The organism is Pseudomonas oryzae (assembly GCF_900104805.1).
GTDB classification, from domain to species: Bacteria; Pseudomonadota; Gammaproteobacteria; order Pseudomonadales; family Pseudomonadaceae; genus Geopseudomonas; species Geopseudomonas oryzae.
This window is the reverse complement of record NZ_LT629751.1, coordinates 4315407-4338126: the sequence shown is the minus strand read 5'-3', so window position 1 is coordinate 4338126 and position 22720 is coordinate 4315407. Positions and strand designations below refer to the sequence as shown.

General features: G+C 66.7%; 20 protein-coding genes. 7 read left to right on the top strand and 13 right to left on the bottom strand.

Going from position 1 to position 22720, the window contains the following annotated elements; genetic code table 11:
* Positions 1 to 4 precede the first annotated feature (4 nt).
* Complete coding sequence (ftsH, locus tag BLT78_RS19760; RefSeq protein WP_172830811.1) at positions 5 to 1918, bottom strand: ATP-dependent zinc metalloprotease FtsH; 1914 nt, start codon at positions 1916 to 1918, stop codon at positions 5 to 7.
* Positions 1919 to 2542: 624 nt separating this feature from the next.
* Between ftsH and yhbY the strand changes: the two genes are divergently transcribed.
* Positions 2543 to 2854, top strand: a complete 312-nt coding sequence (gene yhbY, locus BLT78_RS19750) for a ribosome assembly RNA-binding protein YhbY (protein WP_090351636.1) — start codon at positions 2543 to 2545, stop codon at positions 2852 to 2854.
* 39 nt (positions 2855 to 2893) lie between these two features.
* Here yhbY and BLT78_RS19745 read toward each other — a convergent pair whose 3' ends face one another.
* The 8 genes from BLT78_RS19745 to grpE form a co-directional block, all read right to left on the bottom strand.
* On the bottom strand, positions 2894 to 3319 hold the full coding sequence (locus BLT78_RS19745; RefSeq protein WP_090351635.1) for a DUF4149 domain-containing protein: 426 nt from the start codon (positions 3317 to 3319) through the stop codon (positions 2894 to 2896).
* Complete coding sequence (greA, locus tag BLT78_RS19740) at positions 3312 to 3785, bottom strand: transcription elongation factor GreA (protein ID WP_090351634.1); 474 nt, start codon at positions 3783 to 3785, stop codon at positions 3312 to 3314. Before greA ends, BLT78_RS19745 begins: the two co-directional genes overlap by 8 nt.
* Positions 3782 to 7003: a carbamoyl-phosphate synthase large subunit gene (gene carB, locus BLT78_RS19735; RefSeq protein WP_090351632.1), complete on the bottom strand. Its 3222-nt coding sequence runs from the start codon at positions 7001 to 7003 to the stop codon at positions 3782 to 3784. Before carB ends, greA begins: the two co-directional genes overlap by 4 nt.
* Positions 7004 to 7039: 36 nt before the next feature.
* Complete coding sequence (gene carA / locus BLT78_RS19730) at positions 7040 to 8176, bottom strand: glutamine-hydrolyzing carbamoyl-phosphate synthase small subunit (protein ID WP_090351630.1); 1137 nt, start codon at positions 8174 to 8176, stop codon at positions 7040 to 7042.
* 233 nt (positions 8177 to 8409) lie between these two features.
* Complete coding sequence (gene dapB, locus BLT78_RS19725) at positions 8410 to 9213, bottom strand: 4-hydroxy-tetrahydrodipicolinate reductase (RefSeq protein WP_090351629.1); 804 nt, start codon at positions 9211 to 9213, stop codon at positions 8410 to 8412.
* Positions 9214 to 9264: 51 nt separating this feature from the next.
* Positions 9265 to 10392 carry a molecular chaperone DnaJ gene (dnaJ, locus tag BLT78_RS19720; RefSeq protein ID WP_090351627.1) on the bottom strand — a complete coding sequence of 376 codons (1128 nt, stop codon included), beginning with the start codon at positions 10390 to 10392 and terminating at the stop codon, positions 9265 to 9267.
* 121 nt (positions 10393 to 10513) lie between these two features.
* Positions 10514 to 12439 (bottom strand): molecular chaperone DnaK, encoded by a 1926-nt coding sequence (dnaK, locus tag BLT78_RS19715; RefSeq protein WP_090351626.1) that lies wholly within the window; start codon positions 12437 to 12439, stop codon positions 10514 to 10516.
* 118 nt (positions 12440 to 12557) lie between these two features.
* Positions 12558 to 13097: a nucleotide exchange factor GrpE gene (gene grpE / locus BLT78_RS19710; protein WP_090351624.1), complete on the bottom strand. Its 540-nt coding sequence runs from the start codon at positions 13095 to 13097 to the stop codon at positions 12558 to 12560.
* Positions 13098 to 13262: 165 nt separating this feature from the next.
* On the opposite strand from grpE, the gene recN reads away from it, so the two are divergent.
* Positions 13263 to 14936 (top strand): DNA repair protein RecN, encoded by a 1674-nt coding sequence (gene recN, locus BLT78_RS19705; protein ID WP_090351623.1) that lies wholly within the window; start codon positions 13263 to 13265, stop codon positions 14934 to 14936.
* A gap of 60 nt (positions 14937 to 14996) precedes the next feature.
* On the opposite strand, the gene fur is transcribed toward recN, so the two are convergent.
* The gene (fur, locus tag BLT78_RS19700) at positions 14997 to 15401 is read right to left on the bottom strand and encodes a ferric iron uptake transcriptional regulator (RefSeq protein WP_090351621.1); all 405 of its coding nucleotides are present in this window, start codon (positions 15399 to 15401) and stop codon (positions 14997 to 14999) included.
* A 96-nt stretch (positions 15402 to 15497) separates the two neighbouring features.
* Between fur and BLT78_RS19695 the strand changes: the two genes are divergently transcribed.
* The gene (locus tag BLT78_RS19695; RefSeq protein WP_090351619.1) at positions 15498 to 16058 is read left to right on the top strand and encodes an outer membrane protein assembly factor BamE; all 561 of its coding nucleotides are present in this window, start codon (positions 15498 to 15500) and stop codon (positions 16056 to 16058) included.
* Positions 16059 to 16130: 72 nt separating this feature from the next.
* Here the strand turns inward: BLT78_RS19695 and BLT78_RS19690 are convergent, their stop codons facing one another.
* A complete protein-coding gene (locus tag BLT78_RS19690; RefSeq protein WP_090351618.1) occupies positions 16131 to 16451 on the bottom strand; it encodes an RnfH family protein in 321 nt (106 codons plus the stop codon).
* Complete coding sequence (locus BLT78_RS19685; protein ID WP_090351616.1) at positions 16444 to 16878, bottom strand: type II toxin-antitoxin system RatA family toxin; 435 nt, start codon at positions 16876 to 16878, stop codon at positions 16444 to 16446. Before BLT78_RS19685 ends, BLT78_RS19690 begins: the two co-directional genes overlap by 8 nt.
* A gap of 118 nt (positions 16879 to 16996) precedes the next feature.
* On the opposite strand from BLT78_RS19685, the gene smpB reads away from it, so the two are divergent.
* A complete protein-coding gene (smpB, locus tag BLT78_RS19680) occupies positions 16997 to 17479 on the top strand; it encodes an SsrA-binding protein SmpB (protein ID WP_090351615.1) in 483 nt (160 codons plus the stop codon).
* A gap of 42 nt (positions 17480 to 17521) precedes the next feature.
* Here smpB and BLT78_RS19675 read toward each other — a convergent pair whose 3' ends face one another.
* Positions 17522 to 18295, bottom strand: coding sequence for a GntR family transcriptional regulator (locus BLT78_RS19675; RefSeq protein ID WP_090351613.1), 774 nt, complete (start codon positions 18293 to 18295; stop codon positions 17522 to 17524).
* Between the two features lie 296 nt (positions 18296 to 18591).
* Between BLT78_RS19675 and BLT78_RS19670 the strand changes: the two genes are divergently transcribed.
* From BLT78_RS19670 to BLT78_RS19660, 3 genes are all read left to right on the top strand, one after another.
* Positions 18592 to 20289 (top strand): L-lactate permease, encoded by a 1698-nt coding sequence (locus BLT78_RS19670; protein ID WP_090351611.1) that lies wholly within the window; start codon positions 18592 to 18594, stop codon positions 20287 to 20289.
* A 106-nt stretch (positions 20290 to 20395) separates the two neighbouring features.
* Positions 20396 to 21220 carry a (Fe-S)-binding protein gene (locus tag BLT78_RS19665; RefSeq protein WP_090351610.1) on the top strand — a complete coding sequence of 275 codons (825 nt, stop codon included), beginning with the start codon at positions 20396 to 20398 and terminating at the stop codon, positions 21218 to 21220.
* Positions 21217 to 22659: a LutB/LldF family L-lactate oxidation iron-sulfur protein gene (locus BLT78_RS19660; RefSeq protein ID WP_090351608.1), complete on the top strand. Its 1443-nt coding sequence runs from the start codon at positions 21217 to 21219 to the stop codon at positions 22657 to 22659. Before BLT78_RS19665 ends, BLT78_RS19660 begins: the two co-directional genes overlap by 4 nt.
* The last annotated feature ends 61 nt before the right edge of the window (positions 22660 to 22720 follow it).

Below are 22720 nucleotides of genomic sequence, written 5' to 3'. Positions count from 1 at the left end.
AAAATCAGTGCTCTCCGGCCGGACCGCCGATCGGCTTGTCGACCCGCGGACCGGCTTCGGCCTGCGGCCGGGCGCTGCCCGAAGAGCCGCTGCCGGAGTCGCTCCAACCCTTGGGCGCACGCGGCTCGCGGCCGCCCATGATGTCGGCGACCTGCTCGGCATCGATGGTTTCGTACTTCATCAGCGCATCGGCCATGGCGTGCAGCTTGTCGAGGTTGTCGCGCAGGGCCTGCTCGGCCTGGGCATAGTTGCCGTCGATCACCGCGCGCACTTCCTCATCGATCAGCCGGGCGGTTTCCGCGGAGACATTGCTGCCGCGCCCGGCCGAACGCCCGAGGAACACTTCCTCTTCCTCATCGGCGTAGGAGAGGAAGCCCAGCTTGTCGGACATGCCCCACTGGGTGACCATGGTCCGCGCGATACGGGTGGCCTGGCCGATGTCGCCGGTGGCGCCGTTGGTGACCTTGTCGTGACCGAAGATGATCTCCTCGGCGATGCGCCCACCGAAGATCATCTTCAGCTTGTTGTGCAGCCAGATGCGGCTGTAGCCGTGGTGATCGCGCTCCGGCAGGGAGATGGTCACCCCCAGCGCGCGACCGCGCGGGATGATGGTGACCTTGTGCACAGGATCGGAGGGGAACAGACAGCCGAGGATCGCGTGACCGGATTCGTGGTAGGCGGTCATCAGCTTCTCGTCCTCGGTCATGACCATGGAGCGGCGCTCGGCGCCCATCATGATCTTGTCCTTGGCCAGCTCGAACTCCTTCATCTCGACGATGCGCTTGCCGTTGCGCGCGGCGAACAGCGAGGCCTCGTTGACCAGGTTGGCCAGATCCGCACCGGAGAAGCCGGGCGTGCCACGGGCGATCACCGAAGGCTCGACGTCATCGCCCAGCGGCACCTTGCGCATGTGCACCTTGAGGATCTGCTCGCGACCGCGCACATCCGGCAGACCGACCACCACCTGGCGATCGAAGCGGCCGGGGCGCAGCAGCGCCGGGTCGAGCACGTCGGGGCGGTTGGTGGCGGCAATGACGATGATGCCGTCGTTCATCTCGAAGCCGTCCATCTCCACCAGCAGCTGGTTGAGCGTCTGCTCGCGCTCGTCATGACCGCCGCCCAGACCGGCGCCGCGATGGCGACCGACCGCATCGATCTCGTCGATGAAGATGATGCACGGCGCATGCTTCTTGGCCTGCTCGAACATGTCGCGCACGCGCGAGGCACCGACGCCGACGAACATCTCGACGAAGTCGGAACCGGAAATGGTGAAGAACGGCACCTTGGCCTCGCCAGCGATGGCCTTCGCCAGCAGGGTCTTGCCGGTACCGGGCGGGCCGACCATCAGCACGCCGCGCGGGATACGCCCGCCGAGGCGCTGGAACTTGCCCGGATCGCGGAGGAATTCGACCAGTTCGCCGACCTCCTCCTTGGCCTCGTCGCAGCCGGCGACGTCGGCCAGGGTAGTCTTCACCTGGTCCTCGGACAGCAGGCGCGCCTTGCTCTTGCCGAAGCTCATCGGCCCGCCGCGGCCGCCGCCGCCACCCTGCATCTGGCGCATGAAGAACATGAACACGGCGATGATCACCAGGATCGGGAAGCTGGCCACCAGCAGCTGGCTCCAGATGCTTTGCTGCTCGGGCTGCTTGCCCTCGATCACCACCTTGCTGTCGATCAGGTCGCCGATCAGGCCGTTGTCCTGGATCGCCGGACGGATGGTGCGGAAGGGTTCGCCATCGACACGGCGACCGGAGATGATGTAACCATCCACGGTCACACGCTCGACCTTGCCATCCTTGACCTCCTGGATGAACTCCGAGTAGTTGAGCGTCTGCGGCTCGTTCGGCGTGGAGAAGTTGTTCATCACCGTCACCAGCACGGCTGCGATGATCAGCCACAGGATCAGGTTCTTTGCCATGTCGTTCAATTGCCTACCCTCTCTGACCGGCCCCGCCTGGAAACCGCTTCACATGACGGCCGGATCTGCGCCGCCCTAACTTACTACAGCCGCCCGATTGCTGGCAGAGCGGGTTGTAACCTGGTTTGACCCGTCACCACGGGTCATGCTGCAGTCTAGGCCCCGCGGAAGCCGCGAGCGAGCAGGGATTGCTCGCGCGAGCGTTCACGCGACGAACTCATCTGCACATCTGCATCTTGTCGAACGACTCGCACACCTTCCCGTGGCTGGCGCCGAGGCTTTCGCCCGGAAAAAACCTGATCGGAAAATGCCGCCGAGCGCCCCCACATCCGCCCCCATGCGTACAGCCACAGAACGCGCAACTGGGAAGCAGCCATCCCCCTACCCATAATTGGGGGCCATGTCGGAAATCACAAGGTCTACCGGCTGCTCTCCGATTGCCTCGAGGGGCCGCGCGAGCGATAGCCGCCACTCTGCGTCATCTTAACGCGGTTGTCGTAATGCTCTTTCAGCCAGCGCGTGCTGGCCTTGGAACGGGCCACGGGGCACCTCATCTGGGCGGCATACCGACTCTCGGGTACACTAGCTGCCGCTTTTCACTGGATCGGACGCAAGGGTCAGATTATGCCGCTCACCAACGAGCAGAAGAAACAATACAAATCTATCGGCCACCACCTGAATCCGGTATTGATAGTCGCGGAACACGGCCTGACCGAAGGCGTACTGGCCGAACTGGAGCGGGCACTGAACGATCACGAGCTGATCAAGGTCAAGTTCGCCCTGACCGAACGCGACGACCGCCGCACCCTGATCGACGAGCTGTGCCAGCAGGCGCGCTGCGAACTGGTGCAGGTGATCGGCAAGATGGCGCTGGTCTATCGCAAGGCGGCCAAGCAGAACCGCCAGCTGTCGAACATCGTCCGCCACTCGATCTGAGTGGCGCCCGGGCGATGCCGCGCGGCATCGCCCGGTCTCTCACTGCTCGCCGGGGACCGGCTGCAGCACCAGCACCAGACCGCAGGTCGCCACGGCCAGGTAACAGAACAGCTGCCAGCGCTCGTCAGCCAGCTCCAGCCAGGATCCAGCGAAGAACGCCAGCACCAGCAGCAGCACCGCGCTCAGCAGCTGCCCGCGAAAATCCCCCCACAACCCGCGCAACCCCTCCGCCTGGGCCAGCACCAGCTTCTGCAGCAGGGCGCAGAAGCCGGCGAAGCCGAGCAGCAGGGGCACCAGACTGGCGGAGATATCCGCCAGCAGCACCGGCGCCAGACCGTAGTGCTCCAGCGCCGGCAGCAGCACGAAGTAGAGCAGCCACAGCCCACCGACCCAGAAGGTCTGCGCCAGGCGCCAGCTGATGGCGCCGGCGCGTGCCGGCGGGCGCGGCAGCGCCCGCTCAGATATGACGCACCTCGACGATCTCGTACTCGACCTTGCCGCCGGGGGTCTGCACGATCACCACGTCCCCCTCCTCCTTGCCCACCAGGGCACGGGCGATGGGCGAACTGACGGAGATCTTGCCGGCCTTGATGTCGGCCTCGTCGTCACCGACGATCTGGTAGGTCACCGTCTCGTCGGTCTCGCAGTTGGCGATGTCCACGGTGGTACCGAAGATCACCTTGCCGGTGCGCGGAATCGCGCTGACGTCGATGACCTGCGCATTGGACAGCTTGGCCTCGATGTCGCGGATGCGCGCCTCCATCAGTCCCTGCTGCTCGCGGGCGGCGTGGTACTCGGCGTTTTCCTTGAGATCGCCCAGTTCGCGCGCCTCGGCGATCGCCTGGCTGATCTTCGGCCGCTCGGTCTTGAGGAGCTTCAGCTCCTCTTCCAGGGCGCGCACGCCCTGGACAGTCATCGGGAACTTGCTCATGCCTGGATTCCTGCATGGAGATCCTGCAGGCGGCGCACGGTCTTCTCGGGGCCGAACTTGAGCGCCTCACAGATCGCCTGACCACCGGCGATGGTGGTGGTGATGCAGATCTTGTGCTGCAGTGCGTTGCGACGAATGGAGAAGGAATCGGCGATCGACTGGCGGCCTTCGGTGGTGTTGATGATCAGGCTGACTTCGTCGTTCTTGATCATGTCGACCACGTGCGGGCGACCCTCGGTCACCTTGTTCACGCGGCGCACCGGCAGACCGGCGGCTTCGATGATGCGCGCGGTGCCGGCGGTGGCCACCACGTCGAAACCGAGCTCGACCAGATCGCGGGCGACCTGAGCCACGTAGGGCTTGTCATCCTCGCGCACGCTGATGAACGCGGTGCCGCCGGTCGGCAGCACCTCGCCGGCGCCCAGCTGAGCCTTGGCGAAAGCTTCGGCGAAGCTGTCGCCGACACCCATCACCTCGCCGGTGGACTTCATCTCCGGACCGAGGATCGGGTCGACGCCGGGGAACTTGTTGAACGGGAACACCGCTTCCTTGACGCTGAAGTACGGCGGGATCACCTCGGCGGTGAAGCCGACTTCGGCCAGGGTCTTGCCGGCCATCACGCGGGCAGCCACCTTGGCCAGCGACTCGCCGATGCACTTGGAGACGAACGGCACGGTACGCGAGGCACGCGGGTTCACCTCGATGACGTAGATGTCCTCGCCCTGCACGGCCATCTGCACGTTCATCAGGCCGACCACGCCGAGCTCGAGGGCCATCTTCTTGACCTGGGCACGGATCTCGTCCTGGATGTGCGCCGGCAGCGAGTACGGCGGCAGCGAGCACGCGGAGTCACCGGAGTGCACGCCGGCCTGCTCGATATGCTGCATGATCGCGCCAATCACCACGCTCTCGCCGTCGCATACCGCGTCGATGTCGACCTCGATGGCGCAGTTGAGGAAGTGGTCGAGCAGCACCGGACTGTCGTTGGAGACCTTCACCGCTTCGCGCATGTAGCGCTTGAGCTCTTCTTCCTGGTAGACGATCTCCATCGCGCGCCCACCCAGCACGTAGGACGGACGCACCACCAGCGGGTAGCCGATGGCCTTGGAGTGGGCCAGGGCTTCCTCCTCGCTGCGCGCGGTGGCGTTGGCCGGCTGGCGCAGGCCGAGGCGCTGGACCATCTGCTGGAAGCGCTCGCGGTCCTCGGCGCGGTCGATGGCGTCCGGGGTGGTGCCGATGATCGGCACGCCGGCTTCTTCCAGGGCACGGCACAGCTTCAGCGGAGTCTGGCCGCCGTACTGCACGATCACGCCCTTGGGCTGCTCGACGCGGACGATCTCCAGCACGTCCTCCAGGGTCACCGGCTCGAAGTACAGGCGGTCGGAGGTGTCGTAGTCGGTGGAGACGGTTTCCGGGTTGCAGTTGACCATGATGGTCTCGTAGCCGTCTTCGCGCATGGCGAGGGCGGCATGGACGCAGCAGTAGTCGAACTCGATGCCCTGACCGATGCGGTTCGGACCGCCGCCGAGGATCATGATCTTGTCGCGGCCGGACGGATTGGCCTCGCACTCTTCCTCGTAGGTCGAGTACATGTAGGCGGTGTCGGTGGCGAACTCGGCGGCGCAGGTGTCGACGCGCTTGTACACCGGCACCACCTTGAGCTTCTGGCGGTGGCTGCGCAGGTTCTTCTCGGTGACGCCGAGCAGCTTGGCCAGACGGGCGTCGGAGAAGCCCTTGCGCTTGAGCTTCCACATCAGGTCGCGATCGATGCTGGCCAGGCCGAGGGTCTTGACCTTCTCCTCGTCCTTGACCAGATCCTCGATCTGCACCAGGAACCAGTGGTCGATCTTGGTCAGGGCATAGACGTCGTCGATGCTCTTGCCGGCGCGGAAGGCGTCGGCCACGTACCAGATGCGCTCGGCGCCCGGCACGGTCAGCTCGCGCTTGAGGATGCTCTCGGCTTCCGGATCGGCCGGATCGAGCTTGGGATCGAAGCCGTGTGCACCGACCTCCAGGCCGCGCAGAGCCTTCTGCACCGACTCCTGGAAGGTGCGGCCGATCGCCATCACCTCACCGACCGACTTCATCTGGGTGGTCAGGCGGGCGTCGGCCTTGGGGAACTTCTCGAAGGCGAAGCGCGGCACCTTGGTGACCACGTAGTCGATCGACGGCTCGAAGGACGCCGGGGTGCGACCGCCGGTGATGTCGTTGGACAGCTCGTCGAGGGTGTAGCCGACCGCCAGCTTGGCGGCGATCTTGGCGATCGGGAAGCCGGTGGCCTTGGAAGCCAGCGCCGAGGAACGCGACACGCGCGGGTTCATCTCGATCACCACCATGCGCCCGTCGGCCGGGTTGATGCCGAACTGCACGTTGGAGCCGCCGGTTTCCACGCCGATCTCGCGCAGCACCGCCAAGGAGGCGTTGCGCATGATCTGGTATTCCTTGTCGGTCAGGGTCTGCGCCGGCGCCACGGTGATCGAGTCGCCGGTGTGCACGCCCATCGGGTCGAAGTTCTCGATGGAGCAGACGATGATGCAGTTGTCCTTCTTGTCGCGGACCACCTCCATCTCGTATTCCTTCCAGCCGATCAGCGACTCGTCGATCAGCAGCTCGTTGGTCGGCGACAGGTCCAGACCACGGGTGCAGATCTCCTCGAATTCCTCACGGTTGTAGGCGATGCCGCCGCCGGTGCCGCCCATGGTGAACGACGGGCGGATGATGCACGGGAAGCCGACCTTGTCGAGCACCTTGTAGGCCTCGTCCATGGTGTGAGCGATGCCGGAGCGCGGGCACTCCAGACCGATGGCGCGCATGGCCTTGTCGAAGCGCGAGCGGTCCTCGGCCTTGTCGATGGTGTCGGCGTTGGCGCCGATCATCTCGACGCCGAACTTCTCCAGCACACCATGCTTCTCGAGGTCCAGGGCGCAGTTCAGCGCGGTCTGGCCACCCATGGTCGGCAGCAGGGCGTCGGGACGCTCCTTCTCGATGATCTTGGCCACGGTCTGCCACTTGATCGGCTCGATGTAGGTGGCGTCGGCCATGGCCGGGTCGGTCATGATGGTGGCCGGGTTGGAGTTCACCAGGATGACGCGGTAACCCTCTTCCTTCAGCGCCTTGCAGGCCTGGGCGCCGGAGTAGTCGAACTCACAGGCCTGGCCGATGACGATGGGGCCGGCACCGAGGATCAGGATGCTTTTGATGTCTGTACGTTTAGGCATGTTTACTCACACGAATCCGTTGATCTGTCGGCAGTCTCAGCGACGCTTGGCCATCTCGGCGATGAAGCGGTCGAACAGCGGGGCCACGTCATGCGGGCCCGGGCTGGCTTCCGGGTGGCCCTGGAAGCTGAAGGCGACCTTGTCGGTGCGCTCGATGCCTTGCAGAGTGCCGTCGAACAGCGATTTGTGGGTGGCGCGCAGGTTGGCCGGCAGGCTGGCCTCGTCGGCGCAGAACCCGTGGTTCTGGCTGGTGATCATCACCACGCCGCTGTCGAGATCCTGCACCGGGTGGTTGGCGCCGTGGTGGCCGTGACCCATCTTGACGGTCTTGGCACCGGAGGCCAGGGCCAGCAGCTGGTGGCCGAGGCAGATGCCGAACACCGGGATGTCGGTCTCGAGGATGTCCTTGATCGCCTGGATGGCGTAGTCGCACGGCTCGGGGTCGCCGGGGCCGTTGGACAGGAACACGCCGTCCGGGTTGAGCGCCAGCACCTCGCTGGCCGGAGTCTGCGCCGGCACCACGGTCAAGCGGCAACCGCGGGCGACCAGCATGCGCAGGATGTTCAGCTTGACGCCGAAGTCGTAGGCCACCACATGGTAGGGCAGCTCGCTGGCGGCGATTTCCGGATGGCTGTCGGTTTCCAGGTTCCACACGCTGGAGCGCCACTCGTAGCGCTCGCTGCAGCTGACCACCTTGGCCAGGTCCATGCCCTTGAGGCCGGGGAAGGCGCGCGCCAGTTCCAGGGCCTTTTCCTCGGTGGCGTCGTCGCCGACCAGGATGCAACCGTTCTGCGAGCCCTTCTCGCGCAGCACGCGAGTCAGGCGGCGGGTATCGATGCCGGCGATGGCGACGGTACCGTGTTCCTTCAGGTACTCCGGCAGCGACTGCCTGTTGCGCCAGCTGCTGGCCAGCAGCGGCAGATCGCGGATGATCAGGCCGGCGGCCCACACCTTGGTCGACTCGGCATCTTCCGGCGTGGTGCCGGTGTTGCCGATGTGCGGGTAGGTCAGGGTGACGATCTGCTGGGCATACGAAGGATCGGTGAGAATTTCCTGATAGCCGGTCATGGCGGTATTGAACACCACCTCACCGACGGCATGACCGTCGGCACCGATGGCTTCACCGCGGAAAATGCTGCCGTCGGCAAGCGCGAGTATGGCTGGCTTAGTCAAGAAGACCTCCCGTAAATAGAGCCGTTTCATGCAAATTCAGGCTGCAAAAAAGCGGAATGACGTGAGAACCACATCACCCCGCTTTGATTTGGACACTTTGCATGCTCTTAATGGACACACTGGATTGAGATTTTAGTACAAAAATCATCCAGCGGAAAGGGGCCTGCGGCGTCTGCGCCGGCCACTGCACCCTCGCGGGGCACGTCCGGCCGCAAAACCGCGGCCGGCGACAGTCAAGCGAGGTCGAGAACATCCTGCATGTCGTACAGGGCGGACGCACGACCTTCCAGCCACAAGGCGGCACGTACCGCACCGCGGGCGAAGGTCATGCGACTGGAGGCCTTGTGGGTGATCTCCACCCGCTCGCCGTCGGCGGCGAACAGCACGGTATGGTCGCCGACCACGTCGCCGGCACGCACGGTGGCGAAACCGATGGTCTCGCGCGCGCGCGCACCGGTCTGGCCTTCGCGACCGTACACCGCCACCTTCTGCAGATCGCGGCCGAGAGCGCTGGCGACCACCTCGCCCATGCGCAGGGCGGTGCCGGACGGCGCATCGACCTTGTGCCGATGGTGGGCCTCGATGATCTCGATGTCGACGTCGTCGCCCAGCACCCGCGCCGCGGTGTCGAGCAGCTTGAGACACAGGTTGACGCCGACGCTGAAATTGGCGGCGAACACGATCGGAATGTCCTTCCCCGCCTCGACCAACAACTGCTTCTCCTCCGGAGTGAAACCGGTGGTGCCGATCACCATGGCCTTGCCGGCTGCGCGGCAGACCGCCAAGTTGCGCAGGGTCACGGTCGGATGGGTGAAGTCGATCAGCACGTCGAAATCGTCCAGCACCCGCTCCAGGTCGCCCGCCAGGGCCACGCCGATGCGGCCGAGGCCGGCCAGCTCGCCGGCGTCGGCCCCCACCAGGGTGCTGTCCGGCCGATCCACCGCGGCAGTCAGCACCGCGCCCGGCGCCTGCAGCACCGCCTCGATCAGGGTCTTGCCCATGCGCCCGGCGGCGCCCATCACTGCAATACGTCGCATAACTGTGCTCCGGAGGGCGGCCGGACCACGCCGCGCCGCCTTCCCGTTCGGTTAAAGATCGTCGAAGAAACGCTTCACGCCTTCGAACCAGCCGCTGGCCTTGGGCGAGTGCGAGCTGTCGCCCTGCAGGGTGCCGCGGAACTCCTCGAGCAGCTCGCGCTGACGCTTGTCGAGGTTGACCGGCGTCTCCACCACCACCCGACACATCAGGTCACCGGCACCACCGCCGCGCACCGGGACGACACCCTTGCCGCGCAGGCGGAACAGCTTGCCGGTCTGGGTCGCCTCGGGAATCTTCAGCTTGACCCGACCGTCCAGGGTCGGCACCTCCAGCTCGCCCCCCAGCGCCGCGTCGGCGAAGCTGATCGGCACCTCGCAGTACAGGTGCTTACCGTCGCGCTGGAAGATCGCATGCTCGCGCACGTTGACCACCACGTACAGGTCGCCGGCCGGGCCGCCCAGTGTACCGGCCTCGCCCTCGCCGGCCAGACGGATGCGATCGCCGGTATCGACGCCGGCCGGCACCTTGACCGAAAGGGTCTTGTGCTCCTCGACGCGCCCCTGGCCATGACAGCTGCCGCACGGGTCGGAAATCATCTTGCCGCTGCCATGACAGCGCGGGCAGGTCTGCTGCACCGAGAAGAAGCCCTGCTGCATGCGCACCTGACCGATGCCGCCGCAGGTGGTACAGGTCACCGGCGAGCTGCCCTTCTTGGCGCCGCTGCCGTCGCAGGTCTTGCACGCCACCAGGGTCGGCACACGGATGGTCACCGTGGTGCCGCGCACCGCTTCCTCGAGGTCCAGCTCGAGGGTGTAGCGCAGGTCGGCGCCGCGCTGCGGGCCGCCGCGCGAGCCGCCGCGCCCGCCGCCGAAGAAGTCGCTGAACACATCGCCGAAGATATCGGAGAAGTTGGCGCCACCGGCGCCGAAACCGGCACCGCCGCCCATGCTCGGATCGACGCCGGCATGCCCGTACTGGTCGTAGGCGGCGCGCTTGCTGGCGTCGGAGAGCACCTCGTAGGCCTCGTTGGCCTCCTTGAATTTCTCCTCGGCCGCCTTGTCGTCGGGGTTGCGGTCCGGGTGGTACTTCATGGCCAGGCGACGGTAGGCCTTCTTCAGCTCCGCCTCGCTGGCGCCGCGCTCGACACCGAGCACCTCGTAATAGTCACGTTTTGCCATGGATCTCGTGCACTCCGATTTCATCTTCCCCAGACACGCCGACGCGGGAGCAAGCTCCCGCGTGGCGGTTCAGGCCTGACGCAGACGCGCGCCAGGCCGGGGGCGGAAGCAAGCGTGACGCTTACTTGTTGTCCTTGCCGTCCTTGACTTCCTCGAACTCGGCATCGACTACGTCGTCGCCCGGTGCCTTGTCCTGCTTGGCGTCACCCTGCTGGGTCGCGTCCTGCGCCTGCTCGGCATACATCTTCTGCGCCAGCGGCGCGGAAGCGGCGGACAGCGCCTGGACCTTGGCCTCGATGGCGGCCTTGTCGTCGCCCTTCACCGCGGCTTCCAGCTCGCCCAGCGCGGTCTCGATCGCCGCCTTCTCCTCGGCGGTCGCCTTGTCGCCGGCCTCGGTGACCATCTTGCGGGTGGCGTGCACCAGCTGGTCGCCCTGGTTGCGCGCGGCCACCAGCTCCTCGAACTTGCGATCCTCCTCGGCGTTGGCCTCGGCGTCGCGGACCATCTGCTGGATCTCTTCCTCGGACAGGCCGGAGTTGGCCTTGATCACGATGGACTGCTGCTTGCCGGTGGCCTTGTCCTTGGCCGACACGTGCAGGATGCCGTTGGCGTCGATGTCGAAGGTGACCTCGATCTGCGGCACGCCGCGCGGCGCCGGCGGGATGTCGGCCAGGTCGAAGCGGCCCAGCGACTTGTTCTGCGCGGCCTGCTTGCGCTCGCCCTGCAGCACGTGGATGGTCACCGCGTTCTGGTTGTCGTCGGCGGTGGAGAACACCTGCGACTTCTTGGTCGGGATGGTGGTGTTCTTCTCGATCAGCGCGGTCATCACGCCACCCAGGGTCTCGATGCCCAGGGTCAGCGGGGAGACGTCGAGCAGCAGCACGTCCTTGACGTCACCGGCCAGCACCGCGCCCTGGATGGCGGCGCCCATGGCCACCGCCTCGTCCGGGTTGACGTCCTTGCGCGGCTCCTTGCCGAAGAACTCGGCGACCTTCTGCTGCACCAGCGGCATGCGGGTCTGGCCACCGACCAGGATCACCTCGTCGATCTTGCTGGCGTCGATGCCGGCATCCTTCAGGGCGATGCGGCACGGCTCGATGGTGCGGGCGACCAGCTCCTCGACCAGGGCTTCCAGCTTGGCGCGGGAAATCTTCACGTTGAGGTGCTTCGGACCGGTCTGGTCGGCAGTGATGTACGGCAGGTTGACGTCGGTCTGCTGGCTGGAGGACAGCTCGATCTTGGCCTTCTCGGCGGCTTCCTTCAGGCGCTGCATGGCCAGCGGGTCACCCTTGAGGTCGATGCCGCTTTCCTTCTTGAACTCGTCGACGAGGTAGTCGATCAGGCGGATGTCGAAGTCCTCGCCACCCAGGAAGGTATCGCCGTTGGTCGCCAGCACCTCGAACTGGTGCTCGCCGTCGACCTCGGCGATCTCGATCACCGACACGTCGAAGGTACCGCCGCCCAGGTCGTAGACGATGATGGTGTGGTCGCCCTTGGCCTTGTCCATGCCGTAGGCCAGCGCCGCGGCGGTCGGCTCGTTGATGATGCGCTTGACGTCCAGACCGGCGATGCGACCGGCGTCCTTGGTGGCCTGGCGCTGGCTGTCGTTGAAGTAGGCCGGCACGGTGATCACTGCTTCGGTGACCGGCTCGCCCAGGTAGTCCTCGGCGGTCTTCTTCATCTTCTTCAGCACTTCGGCGCTGATCTGCGGCGGCGCCATCTTCTGGCCCTTGACCTCGACCCAGGCGTCGCCGTTGTCTGCCTTGGCGATCTTGTAGGGCACCAGCTGGATGTCCTTCTGCACCACGTCTTCTTCGAAGCGGCGGCCGATCAGGCGCTTGACTGCGTACAGGGTGTTCTGCGGGTTGGTCACCGCCTGGCGCTTGGCGCTCTGGCCGACCAGGGTCTCGCCGTCGTTGCTGTAGGCGATGATCGACGGGGTGGTGCGCGCACCTTCTGCGTTCTCGATGACCTTGGCCACGCCGTTTTCCAACACGGACACGCAGGAGTTGGTGGTGCCCAGGTCGATACCGATGATTTTGCCCATATTCACTCTCCCGAAACTTGGATTCCGGCGGCCTCGCGCGGCCGCCCGGATGACTCGATGCTTGGCACTACAGATGGGGATGCCCCGACGGCTTTCAAGGGCATTCCCGGCGATTGATTCACTCGGCCTTGCTGACCACCACCATGGCGGGGCGCAGCAGACGACCATTGAGCAGGTAGCCCTTCTGGAACACCTTGAGCACGCTGCCCGGCTCGACGCTGCCGTTGGCCTCCATGGCCATGGCCTGGTGATGCTCCGGGTTGAACGGCTCGCCGTGCGGATCGATGGCTTCGACCTGGTAGCGCTTGAGGGTGTCGTGGAAGGCCTTGAGGGTCAGTTCCATGCCTTCGCGCATCGGACGGATGGCCTCGTTGGCCGGATCGGACAGCTCCAGGCCGCGTTCCAGACTGTCGACCACCAGCAGCAGGTCGCTGGCGAACTTCTCCAGGGCGAACTTGTGCGCCTTCTCCACATCCTGTTCGGCACGGCGACGCACGTTCTGCAGTTCGGCCACGGCACGCAGGGACTGGTCGCGGGCCTCGGCCAGCTGCTCCTCGAGCGCCTGCACGCGCTGCGCCAGATCGTCGCCGGCGGTTGCCGCCGCGTCCTGCACCTCGGCCTCGGGGCCCTGCGGATCAAGCTTGTGTTCGTCAGCCATGGATGTCTCCTTGAAAACAACGCTCGGGCGCATGGCCCGCGATTCAGTCCGCCTATATGGGGGCGCGCGCGTCCGCTTCAAGGGGGATTGCCGCGACAAAGTTGGCTACTGTATAAATAACCAAGCACTGTACAAATACACAGAACCCATCGCGAGGGCCCGGCCATGCTCGTGCATCTGTCGATCCGCAACTACGCCATCGTCGAACAGCTCGATCTGGAGCTGCGCGCCGGCATGAGCGTCATCACCGGCGAAACCGGCGCCGGCAAGTCGATCATGCTCGACGCCCTGGGCCTCGCCCTCGGCGATCGCGCCGACAGCGAGGTGGTGCGCCCCGGCGCCGACAAGGCGGACATCCTCGCCAGCTTCGACCTCGCCGACATCCCCGAGGCACACGCCTGGCTGGCCGAGCGCGACCTCGACGGCGACGGACCGTGCATCCTGCGCCGGGTGATCACCCGCGAGGGCCGCTCGCGCGCCTACATCAACGGCACGCCCTGCCCGCTGGGCGACCTCAAGCTGCTCGGCGAGCGGCTGATCGACATCCACAGCCAGCACGAGCACCAGTCGCTGCTCAAGCCCGACACCCACCGCCGCCTGCTCGACGCCTATGCCGGCGCCGACGAGCTGGCGCGCCAGGTGCAACTGGCGGCGCAGCGCTGGCGGCAGACGCGCAGCGAACTGCAGCGCCTGGCCGGCAGCGGCGAGGAGCAGCGCGCGCGCCAGCAACTGCTCAGCTACCAGCTCGAGGAGCTGGACAACCTCGCCCTCGGCAATGGCGAACTGGAAGAGCTGGAGCTCGAGCACAAGACCCTGAGCAACGCCGGCGCCCTGCTCGGCGCCTGCCGCCAGGTGCTCGACCTGTGCAGCGAGAGCGACGACGGCAACGTGCTCAGCGCCCTGGGCAGCAGCCTGCAACGCCTGAGCGGCGGGCACGGCCAGCCGGCCGCGCTGGAAGAAGCGATCAACCTGCTGGCCAGCGCGCAGATCCAGGTCGAGGAGGCGGTCAGCAGCCTCAACCGCTTCGTCGACCACTTCGAGGCCGACCCGCAACGCCTGCAGCAGATCGAGGAGCGCCTGGACAGCATCTACAGTCTGGCGCGCAAGCACCGCGTGCAGCCGGGCGAACTGGGCGAACTGCAGCAGCGCCTGCGGGCCGAACTGGATGGCCTGCATGCCGGCGACGAAGCCATCGAGCGGCTCGGCGAGGAACTGGACGCCTACGCCCGCCACTACCAGGCCAGGGCCGGCGAACTGAGCGCGCGCCGACGCGCGGCGGCCGGCCAGCTGGCTGCCGCGGTGGAAGCGGAGATGCAGCGCCTGGGCATGCCCGGCGGGCGCTTCGCCATCGCCCTGCAGCCGGGCGGCAGCGAGGAGCCGCAGGCCCACGGCCAGGAGCAGGTGGAGTTCCAGGTCAGCGCCAACCCCGGCCAGCCGCTCAAGGGCCTGGCCAAGGTCGCCTCCGGCGGCGAACTGTCGCGCATCAGCCTGGCCATCCAGGTGATCACCGCGCAGACCTCGCGCATCCCCACCCTGGTGTTCGACGAGGTCGACGTCGGCATCGGCGGCCCCACCGCCGAGGTGGTCGGCCAACTACTGCGTCGCCTCGGCGAGCGCGGCCAGGTACTCACCGTCACCCACCTGCCGCAGGTAGCCGCACATGGTCACCAGCACCTGTTCGTGCACAAGCAGCGCGGCAGCAGCGAGACGCGCACGGCGGTCGCCGAACTCGGCCCCAGCCAGCGCATCGAGGAAGTCGCACGCATGCTCGGCGGTCTCGACCTGACCAAGGAGTCCCTGGCCCACGCCCGCCAGCTGATCGGCAACGTGGCGGCCTGACGCACCCGCCAGACATGCGAAGGGCGACCCGCGGGTCGCCCTTTGGCGTTCGACGTCCGATCAGGACTTCTTGCGCACGTAGAGCACCAGGTTGTGATCGACCAGCTCGTAGCCGTGCTCCTCGGCGATCTCGCGCTGGCGCTTCTCGATCTGCGGATCGATGAACTCGATCACCTCGCCGCTGTCGACGTTGATCATGTGATCGTGGTGGGCGCCGTCGGACAGCTCGAATACCGCATGACCGCCATCGAAGTTGTGGCGCTCGACCAGACCGGCCGCCTCGAACTGGGTCAGCACCCGGTACACGGTGGCCAGACCGACGTCCTCGCCGGCATCGATCAGCGCCTTGTACACGTCCTCGGCACTCATGTGACGCCGCTGGGAGGAGTCGAGCATCTGCAGGATCTTGATCCGGGGAAGGGTGACCTTGAGCCCGGCCTTACGCAGTTCGTTGTTTTCAACCATGTTCAGCTTTCTCGCGGGGGAGCGCTTCGCAGCCTCCCTCAATGCGGGTATGATCCCGTTTCTGTTGCCCGCCAAGATAGTGGAAGAGACCCACCGATGCAAAAAGCCAAGCTCATGCTGACCGGCCTCACCTTCCTGGGACTTGCAGCACTCGCCGGCTGTTCGTTTCCGGGGGTGTACAAGATCGATATCCAGCAGGGCAACGTGGTTACTCAGGACATGATAGACCAGTTGCGCCCTGGAATGACCCAGCGGCAAGTGCGGTTTATCATGGGCAACCCGCTGATCACCGACACCTTCCACGCCCGCCGCTGGGATTACCTGTACAGCCTCCAGCCGGGCGGCGGCGAACGCCAGCAGGAACGCATCAGCCTGATGTTCGACGGCAACGACCAGCTGATCGGCCTGGCCGGCGACTTCATGCCCGGGCAGAGCCGCGACGAAGCGATCAGCGGCAGCGCCGGCGATACCCAGCTGCAAGCCACGCCGAGCACCGGCGAGCAGCCCGCGGCGCCGGTCGCCGCCCCCAGCGAAGCGGCCCCGGCTCCCGGCTCGCTGCTCGAGCAGATCCAGCGCGAGGTCGACGAGGCCGAGCCGGCAGCGGTACCGAGCCCGGAACCGCTGGACGTCGAGCCCGAGGCCGAAGAAGCGGAATAACCGCCGCCTCCCGCCCGCAAATGCAAAGCCCGAGCAACGCTCGGGCTTTTTCGTTTCAGGCCGCGACCAACCTCACTCGCCGCCGTCCGACTTGGCCTTGGCCACCTTGGCGGCGCGCTGCTTGCGCGCTTCCTTGGGATCGGCGATCAGCGGCCGATAGATCTCCACCCGCTCGCCGTCCTCCAGCACCCGCTCCTCGGGGCGGGCCACCGCCTTGCCGAAGATCCCCATGGGCGCGCTGGCCAGATCCAGCCCCGGAAACAGCCCGGCGATCCCCGAGCGCTCGGCGGCCTCGCGTATGGTGGTGCCGTAGGGCACGCTCAGACGCAGGAGTTTCTGCTTGTCGGCGAGGGCGTAGACCACCTCGACGGCGATGGTGTCCGACTTACCCATAGAGTTGCTTGGCCCTTTGGCAGAAGGCGTCGACCATGGTGGTGGCGGCCTGGTTGAACAGCGGCCCGAGGGTCGCCTTGACCAGCGCCCCGGAATAATCGAAGGACAGATCGAGGCTGATCTTGCACGCGCTGTCACTCAGCGCCTGGAAGGTCCACACCCCGTACAGGGCGCTGAACGGCCCCTGCTCGAGCTTCATCTCGATCGACTCGCCCGGCGTCAGGCTGTTGCAGGTGGTGAACTGCTGGTTGATCCCGGCCCGCCCCACCTTGAGGGTCGCGCGCATGCGCGTGGGCGTGCTTTCCAGCACCTCGCTGGCGCTGCACCAGGGCAGGAACTGCGGGTAGCTGGCCACATCGTTGACCAGGTCGTACAGGGCCTGCGCCGGATACGGCAGCAGGGCCGAGCGTTGGATGTGCGTGCTCATGCGGGACTCGCCGGAAAATATCCGCGCATTGTCCGGTTTTCGCCGCAACCGCTCAAGCGGCCCGCCACCGGCGATACGCGTGGCGCCGCGCGCGGCAAGTCCCTATAATGCGCGGCCTATGGCTAAACAGAAAAAACACCCCGCCGGCACCATCGCCCTCAACAAGAAGGCCCTGCACGATTACCACATCGAGCAGCGCTTCGAGGCGGGCGTCGCCCTGGTCGGCTGGGAGATCAAGAGTCTGCGCGCCGGCAAGGGCCAGCTCACCGACAGCTACGTGCTGCTCAAGGACGGCGAAGCCTGGTTGCTCGGCAGCCACATCACCCCGCTGAGCGCCGCCAGCACCCACGTCATCGCCGACCCGACGCGCACCCGCAAGCTGCTGCTGCACAAGCAGGAGCTCGGCAAGCTGTTCGGCGCCGTGCAGCAGAAGGGCTACGCCTGCGTGGCGCTGTCGCTGTACTGGAAGAAGCACCTGGTCAAGTGCGAGATCGCCCTGGCCAAGGGCAAGAAGGAATTCGACAAGCGCGCCGTGGAGAAGGAACGCGACTCCAACCGCGAGATCCAGCGCGCGGTGCGCAGCAAGGGCAAGGACGACTGATCCCGCCCGGCGCCGGCCTCGTCTGCCGGCGCCATACCAGCCCTACCCCTCCAGCCCCTGGCGACGCCGCGCCCGCGCTTCGCGCCGCGCCTCCTGCTGCACTTCGGCCAGCACCTCCTGCACGTAGTGGATGTGCCGGCTGGAAATCGCCCGCGCCTCCTCGGCGCGCCCCTCGACGATCGCCTCGTACAGCTCGCGATGCTGCTGCATCAGCATGTCGCGGGTCTCGCTGCGCTGCGCGTACATGCCGCCGATATTGGTCACCACGTTGCGCTTGAGCAGGTCGAACAGCCCCTTGATGGTGTGCAGCAGCACGGCATTGTGGCTGGCCTCGGCGATCGCCAGGTGGAAGCCGGCATCGGCCAGCCCCTCCTCGGCGCCGCCGCCCGGTACCGGCGCCGCGTAGCAGGCCTGCAGACGCTCGAACGCCTCGCGCAGGCGCGCGTGATCCACCGGCGTGGCGCGCTGCGCCGCGTAGAAGGCGCAGGCCCCCTCCAGGGTATGGCGGAATTCCAGCAGGTCGCGCTGCGCCTCGCTGCTGGTCTCCAGCAGACGCAGCAGAGGATCGCTGAAGGTCGAACCGAGCCCCTCGGCGACGTAGGTACCACCGCCCTGGCGACTGACCAGCAGGCCGCGCGCCGCCAGCTTCTGGATCGCCTCGCGCAGCGAGGGCCGCGACACGCCGAACTGCTCGGCCAGGGCGCGCTCCGGCGGCAGGCGTTCGCCGGCCTGCAACGAGCCCTCGAGGATCATCGCCTCGAGGCGCTCGACGATGTCATCCGACAGACGGCGCTGCCGAAGCGGACCAAAACCCATTGTTCGCTTCTCCACTGGTTTGACCACCGAACCCCGCGCCAGAGCGCGCGCACGGCAAGCCTAGCGCTCCGGTGAAAGACCGTACAAGCCGTGCGCCGCCGACGAAAGTCGTAGCGCGGCAAATTGACAGCCTGCAAGCGTACTTTTAACCTGAGCCTCGCCGCTTGTAAATTGGTATTACCAATTTCAGCCAACAAATCCAAGAACCGGCCACGAGGTACAGCCATGTCTGCTCCGCTCGCCCGTTACACCCCGTCCTTCTGCCTGCGCGCCGCGCGCTGATCCGAGGTATCGCCATGCAACCCGGAACCCTTGCGCTGCTCGCTTTCTCCCCGATCCTGCTCGCCGCCATCCTGCTGGTCGGTCTGCGCTGGCCCGCCAAGCGCGCCATGCCGCTGGTCTACCTGCTCACCGCCGGCATCGGCCTTTACGTGTGGGACATGAGCTTCAACCGCGTGCTCGCCTCCACCGTACAGGGCCTGATCATCACCATCGGCGTGCTGTGGATCATCTTCGGCGCCATCCTGCTGCTCAACACCCTCAAGCACTCCGGCGGCATCACCGCGATCCGCGCCGGCTTCGCCACCATCAGCCCCGACCGCCGCATCCAGGCGATCATCATCGCCTGGCTGTTCGGCTGCTTCATCGAGGGCGCCTCCGGCTTCGGCACTCCGGCGGCCATCGCCGCGCCGCTGCTGGTGGCCATCGGCTTCCCGGCACTGGCCGCGGTGCTGCTCGGCATGCTGGTGCAGAGCACCCCGGTATCCTTCGGCGCGGTCGGCACACCGATCATCATCGGCGTCAACAGCGGCCTGGACACCGCCAGCCTCGGCGCACGCCTGGTCGAGCAGGGCTCCAGCTGGGAGATCTTCCTGCAGCAGATCACCAGCAACGTGGCGATCATCCACGCTACCGTCGGCACCCTGATGCCGCTGATCATGGTGCTGATGCTGACCCGCTTCTTCGGCAAGGAGAAGAGCTGGAAGGCCGGCTTCGAGGTGCTGCCGTTCGCCATCTTCGGCGGCCTGGCCTTCACCCTGCCCTACGTCGCCACCGGCGTGTTCCTCGGCCCCGAGTTCCCCTCGCTGGCCGGCGGGTTGATTGGTCTGGCCATTGTCACCAGCGCCGCCCGCTTCGGCTTCCTGGTGCCGAAGAACACCTGGGACTTCGCCGACGCCAAGGATTGGCCGAGCGAGTGGCTGGGCAGCGTGGAGATGAAGCTCGATTCGCTCACCCAGCGGCCGATGAGCACCCTGCGCGCCTGGCTGCCCTACGTGCTGGTCGGCGCCCTGCTGGTGATCAGCCGGGTGTTCCCGGAAGTCGGTGCCGCACTGAAGTCGGTGGTGCTGGTGTTCCCCGACCTGCTCGGCGAGAAGGGCATCAAGGCCGACTTCATGCCGCTGTACCTGCCGGGCGGCATCCTGGTCGCCGTGGTCATCGCTACCTTCTTCCTGCACGGCATGAAGCTGCGCGAGCTGACCGCCGCGGTCGGCGAGTCGAGCAAGGTGCTGCTCGGTGCCGGTTTCGTGCTGCTGTTCACCGTGCCGATGGTGCGCATCCTGATCAACTCGGGAGTCAACGCCGCCGAGCTGCCGAGCATGCCGATCGCCATGGCGCAGTGGGTGGCCGACAGCGTCGGCAGCATCTACCCGCTGCTGGCGCCGAGCGTCGGCGCCCTGGGCGCCTTCATTGCCGGCTCCAACACGGTGAGCAACATGATGCTCAGCCAGTTCCAGTTCGGCGTCGCCGAGACCCTGGGCATCTCCGGCGCGCTGATCGTCGCCGTGCAGGCCATCGGTGCCGCCGCCGGCAACATGGTGGCGATCCACAACGTGGTGGCCGCCTCGGCCACCGTCGGTCTGCTCGGCCGCGAGGGCAGCACCCTGCGCAAGACCGTGTGGCCGACCTTCTACTACGTGCTGTTCACCGGCCTGATCGCCCTGTTCGCGATCTACGTGCTCGGGGTCAGCGACCCGCTGGTGGTCGCGCGCTGACCGGCAACCGTTGCACGCGAAATCCGCTCCGGCGGATTTCGCCGTTGCCGCACTCCCTCGCCGCACACCTAAGCTGAATGGATGACCGGCACCACCGGAGACTCTCATGAGCGAACTGTTCTACAACGCCGCGCCCAACGCCACCCGCGTGGCGCCGCCGCTGCCGACGCCGCGCCAGTACCCGGCGCACAAGCCGGCCAACGTCTACCTGTTCGGCACCTGCGTGCTCGACCTGTTCTTCCCCGAGGCCGGGATGGACGCCATCCGCCTGCTCGAGCGCGAGGGCATCCGCGTGCACTTCCCGCAGGCGCAGAGCTGCTGCGGCCAGCCGGCCTACACCTCTGGCTACACCGACGAGGCCCGTAAGGTGGCGCGCGCCCAGCTGGCGCTGTTCGAGCAGGACTGGCCGCTGGTGGTGCCGTCCGGCTCCTGCGCCGGGATGATCCGCCACCACTACGTCGAGCTGTTCAAGGACGAGCCGGCCACCCTCGCCCGCGCCCAAGCGCTGGCCGAGCGCACCTTCGAGCTGGCCGAGTTCCTCCTTTATATCTGCAAGGTCGAGTTCCAGGACCAGGGCGCGCCGACCAAGATCGCCCTGCACACCTCCTGCTCGGCGCGCCGCGAGATGAACACCCACCTGCACGGCCGCGCCCTGCTCGCCCAGCTTGGCCAGGTCGAGCGCGTCGACCACGACCACGAGAGCGAGTGCTGCGGCTTCGGCGGCACCTTCAGCGTGCGCATGCCGGACATCTCCGGCGCCATGGTCGCCGACAAGACCCGCGCCCTGCAGGAGTCCGGCGCCGCCCAGGTGGTCAGCGCCGACTGCGGCTGCCTGCTCAACATCAACGGCGCCTTCGAGAAGCAGAACGCGGCGCTGCGCGGCCAGCACCTGGCCAGCTTCCTCTGGCAACGCACCGGAGGTGCCCGATGAGCGAACGTATTCCGGCGCTGGAAATCCCCAGCCGCGCACTCAAGCACAACGCCCGCACCGCCCTCGGCGACGCCCAGCTGCGCGGCAACATGCGCAAGGCCATGGACTCGCTGATGGCCAAGCGCCTCGCGTCGATGCCCGACGACTTTGAGCGCGAACACCTGCGCGAGATGGGCAACCACGTGCGCGCCCGCGCGCTGTCGCAGCTGCCCGACCTGCTCGAGCGGCTGGAAACCAACCTGACCCGCAACGGTGTGAAGGTGCACTGGGCGGAGACGGTGGACGAGGCCAACGCCATCGTCCTGTCGATCATCCGCGCCCACGAGGCGCGGCAAGTGATCAAAGGCAAGTCGATGGTCAGCGAAGAGATGGACATGAACCATGTGCTGGAAGCCGAGGGCATCGAGGCCCTGGAGTCCGACATGGGCGAGTACATCATCCAGCTCGACCACGAGAAGCCCACCCACATCATCATGCCGGCGATCCACAAGAACGCCCGGCAGGTCGCCGACCTGTTCCACGACAGGCTCGGCGAACCCTATACCGAAGACGTCGACCAGCTGATCCAGACCGGTCGGCGCGTGCTGCGCAAGAAGTTCTTCGAGGCCGACATCGGCGTCTCCGGGGTCAACTTCGCGGTGGCCGAGACGGGCACCCTGCTGCTGGTGGAGAACGAGGGCAACGGCCGCATGTCGACCAGCGTGCCGCCGGTGCATATCGCCGTCACCGGGATAGAAAAGGTCGTCGAGAACCTGCGCGACGTGGTGCCGCTGCTGTCCCTGCTGACCCGCTCGGCGCTCGGCCAGGGCATCACCACCTACGTCAACATGATCTCCGGACCGCGCAAGGCCGACGAGCTGGACGGCCCGCAGGAAGTCCACCTGGTGCTGCTCGACAACGGCCGCAGCCAGGCCTTCGCCGACGGTGAGCTGCGCCAGACCCTCAACTGCATCCGCTGCGGTGCCTGCATGAACCACTGCCCGGTGTACACCCGCATCGGCGGCCAGGCCTACGGCACCGTGTATCCGGGGCCGATCGGCAAGATCATCTCGCCGCACCTGATGGGCCTGGAGAACACCCCGGACCACCCGTCCGCCTCTTCGCTGTGCGGCGCCTGCGGCGAGGTCTGCCCGGTGAAGATCCCGATCCCCGCGCTTCTGCGCCGCCTGCGCGAGGAGAACGTCAAGAGCCCGGACGACCCGCACCGGGTGATGCGCGGCCAGGGCAGCAAGTACTCGGCCAGCGAGCGCCTGCTGTGGAAGGGCTGGCGCCTGCTCAACACCACGCCGCTGGCCTACCGCGCCTTCGGCCTGCTGGCCACCCGCCTGCGCGGCCTGACGCCGAACCAGCTCGGCCCGTGGACGCAGCACCACAGCGCACCGAAACCCGCCGCCCGCTCGCTGCACGAGCTGGCCCGCGAGCACCTGGAGGGCAAGTGATGCGCGCTGCAACCTGTTCTGCAGGGGCGAACTCATTCGCCCGACACCGCCCCGCCCGGCG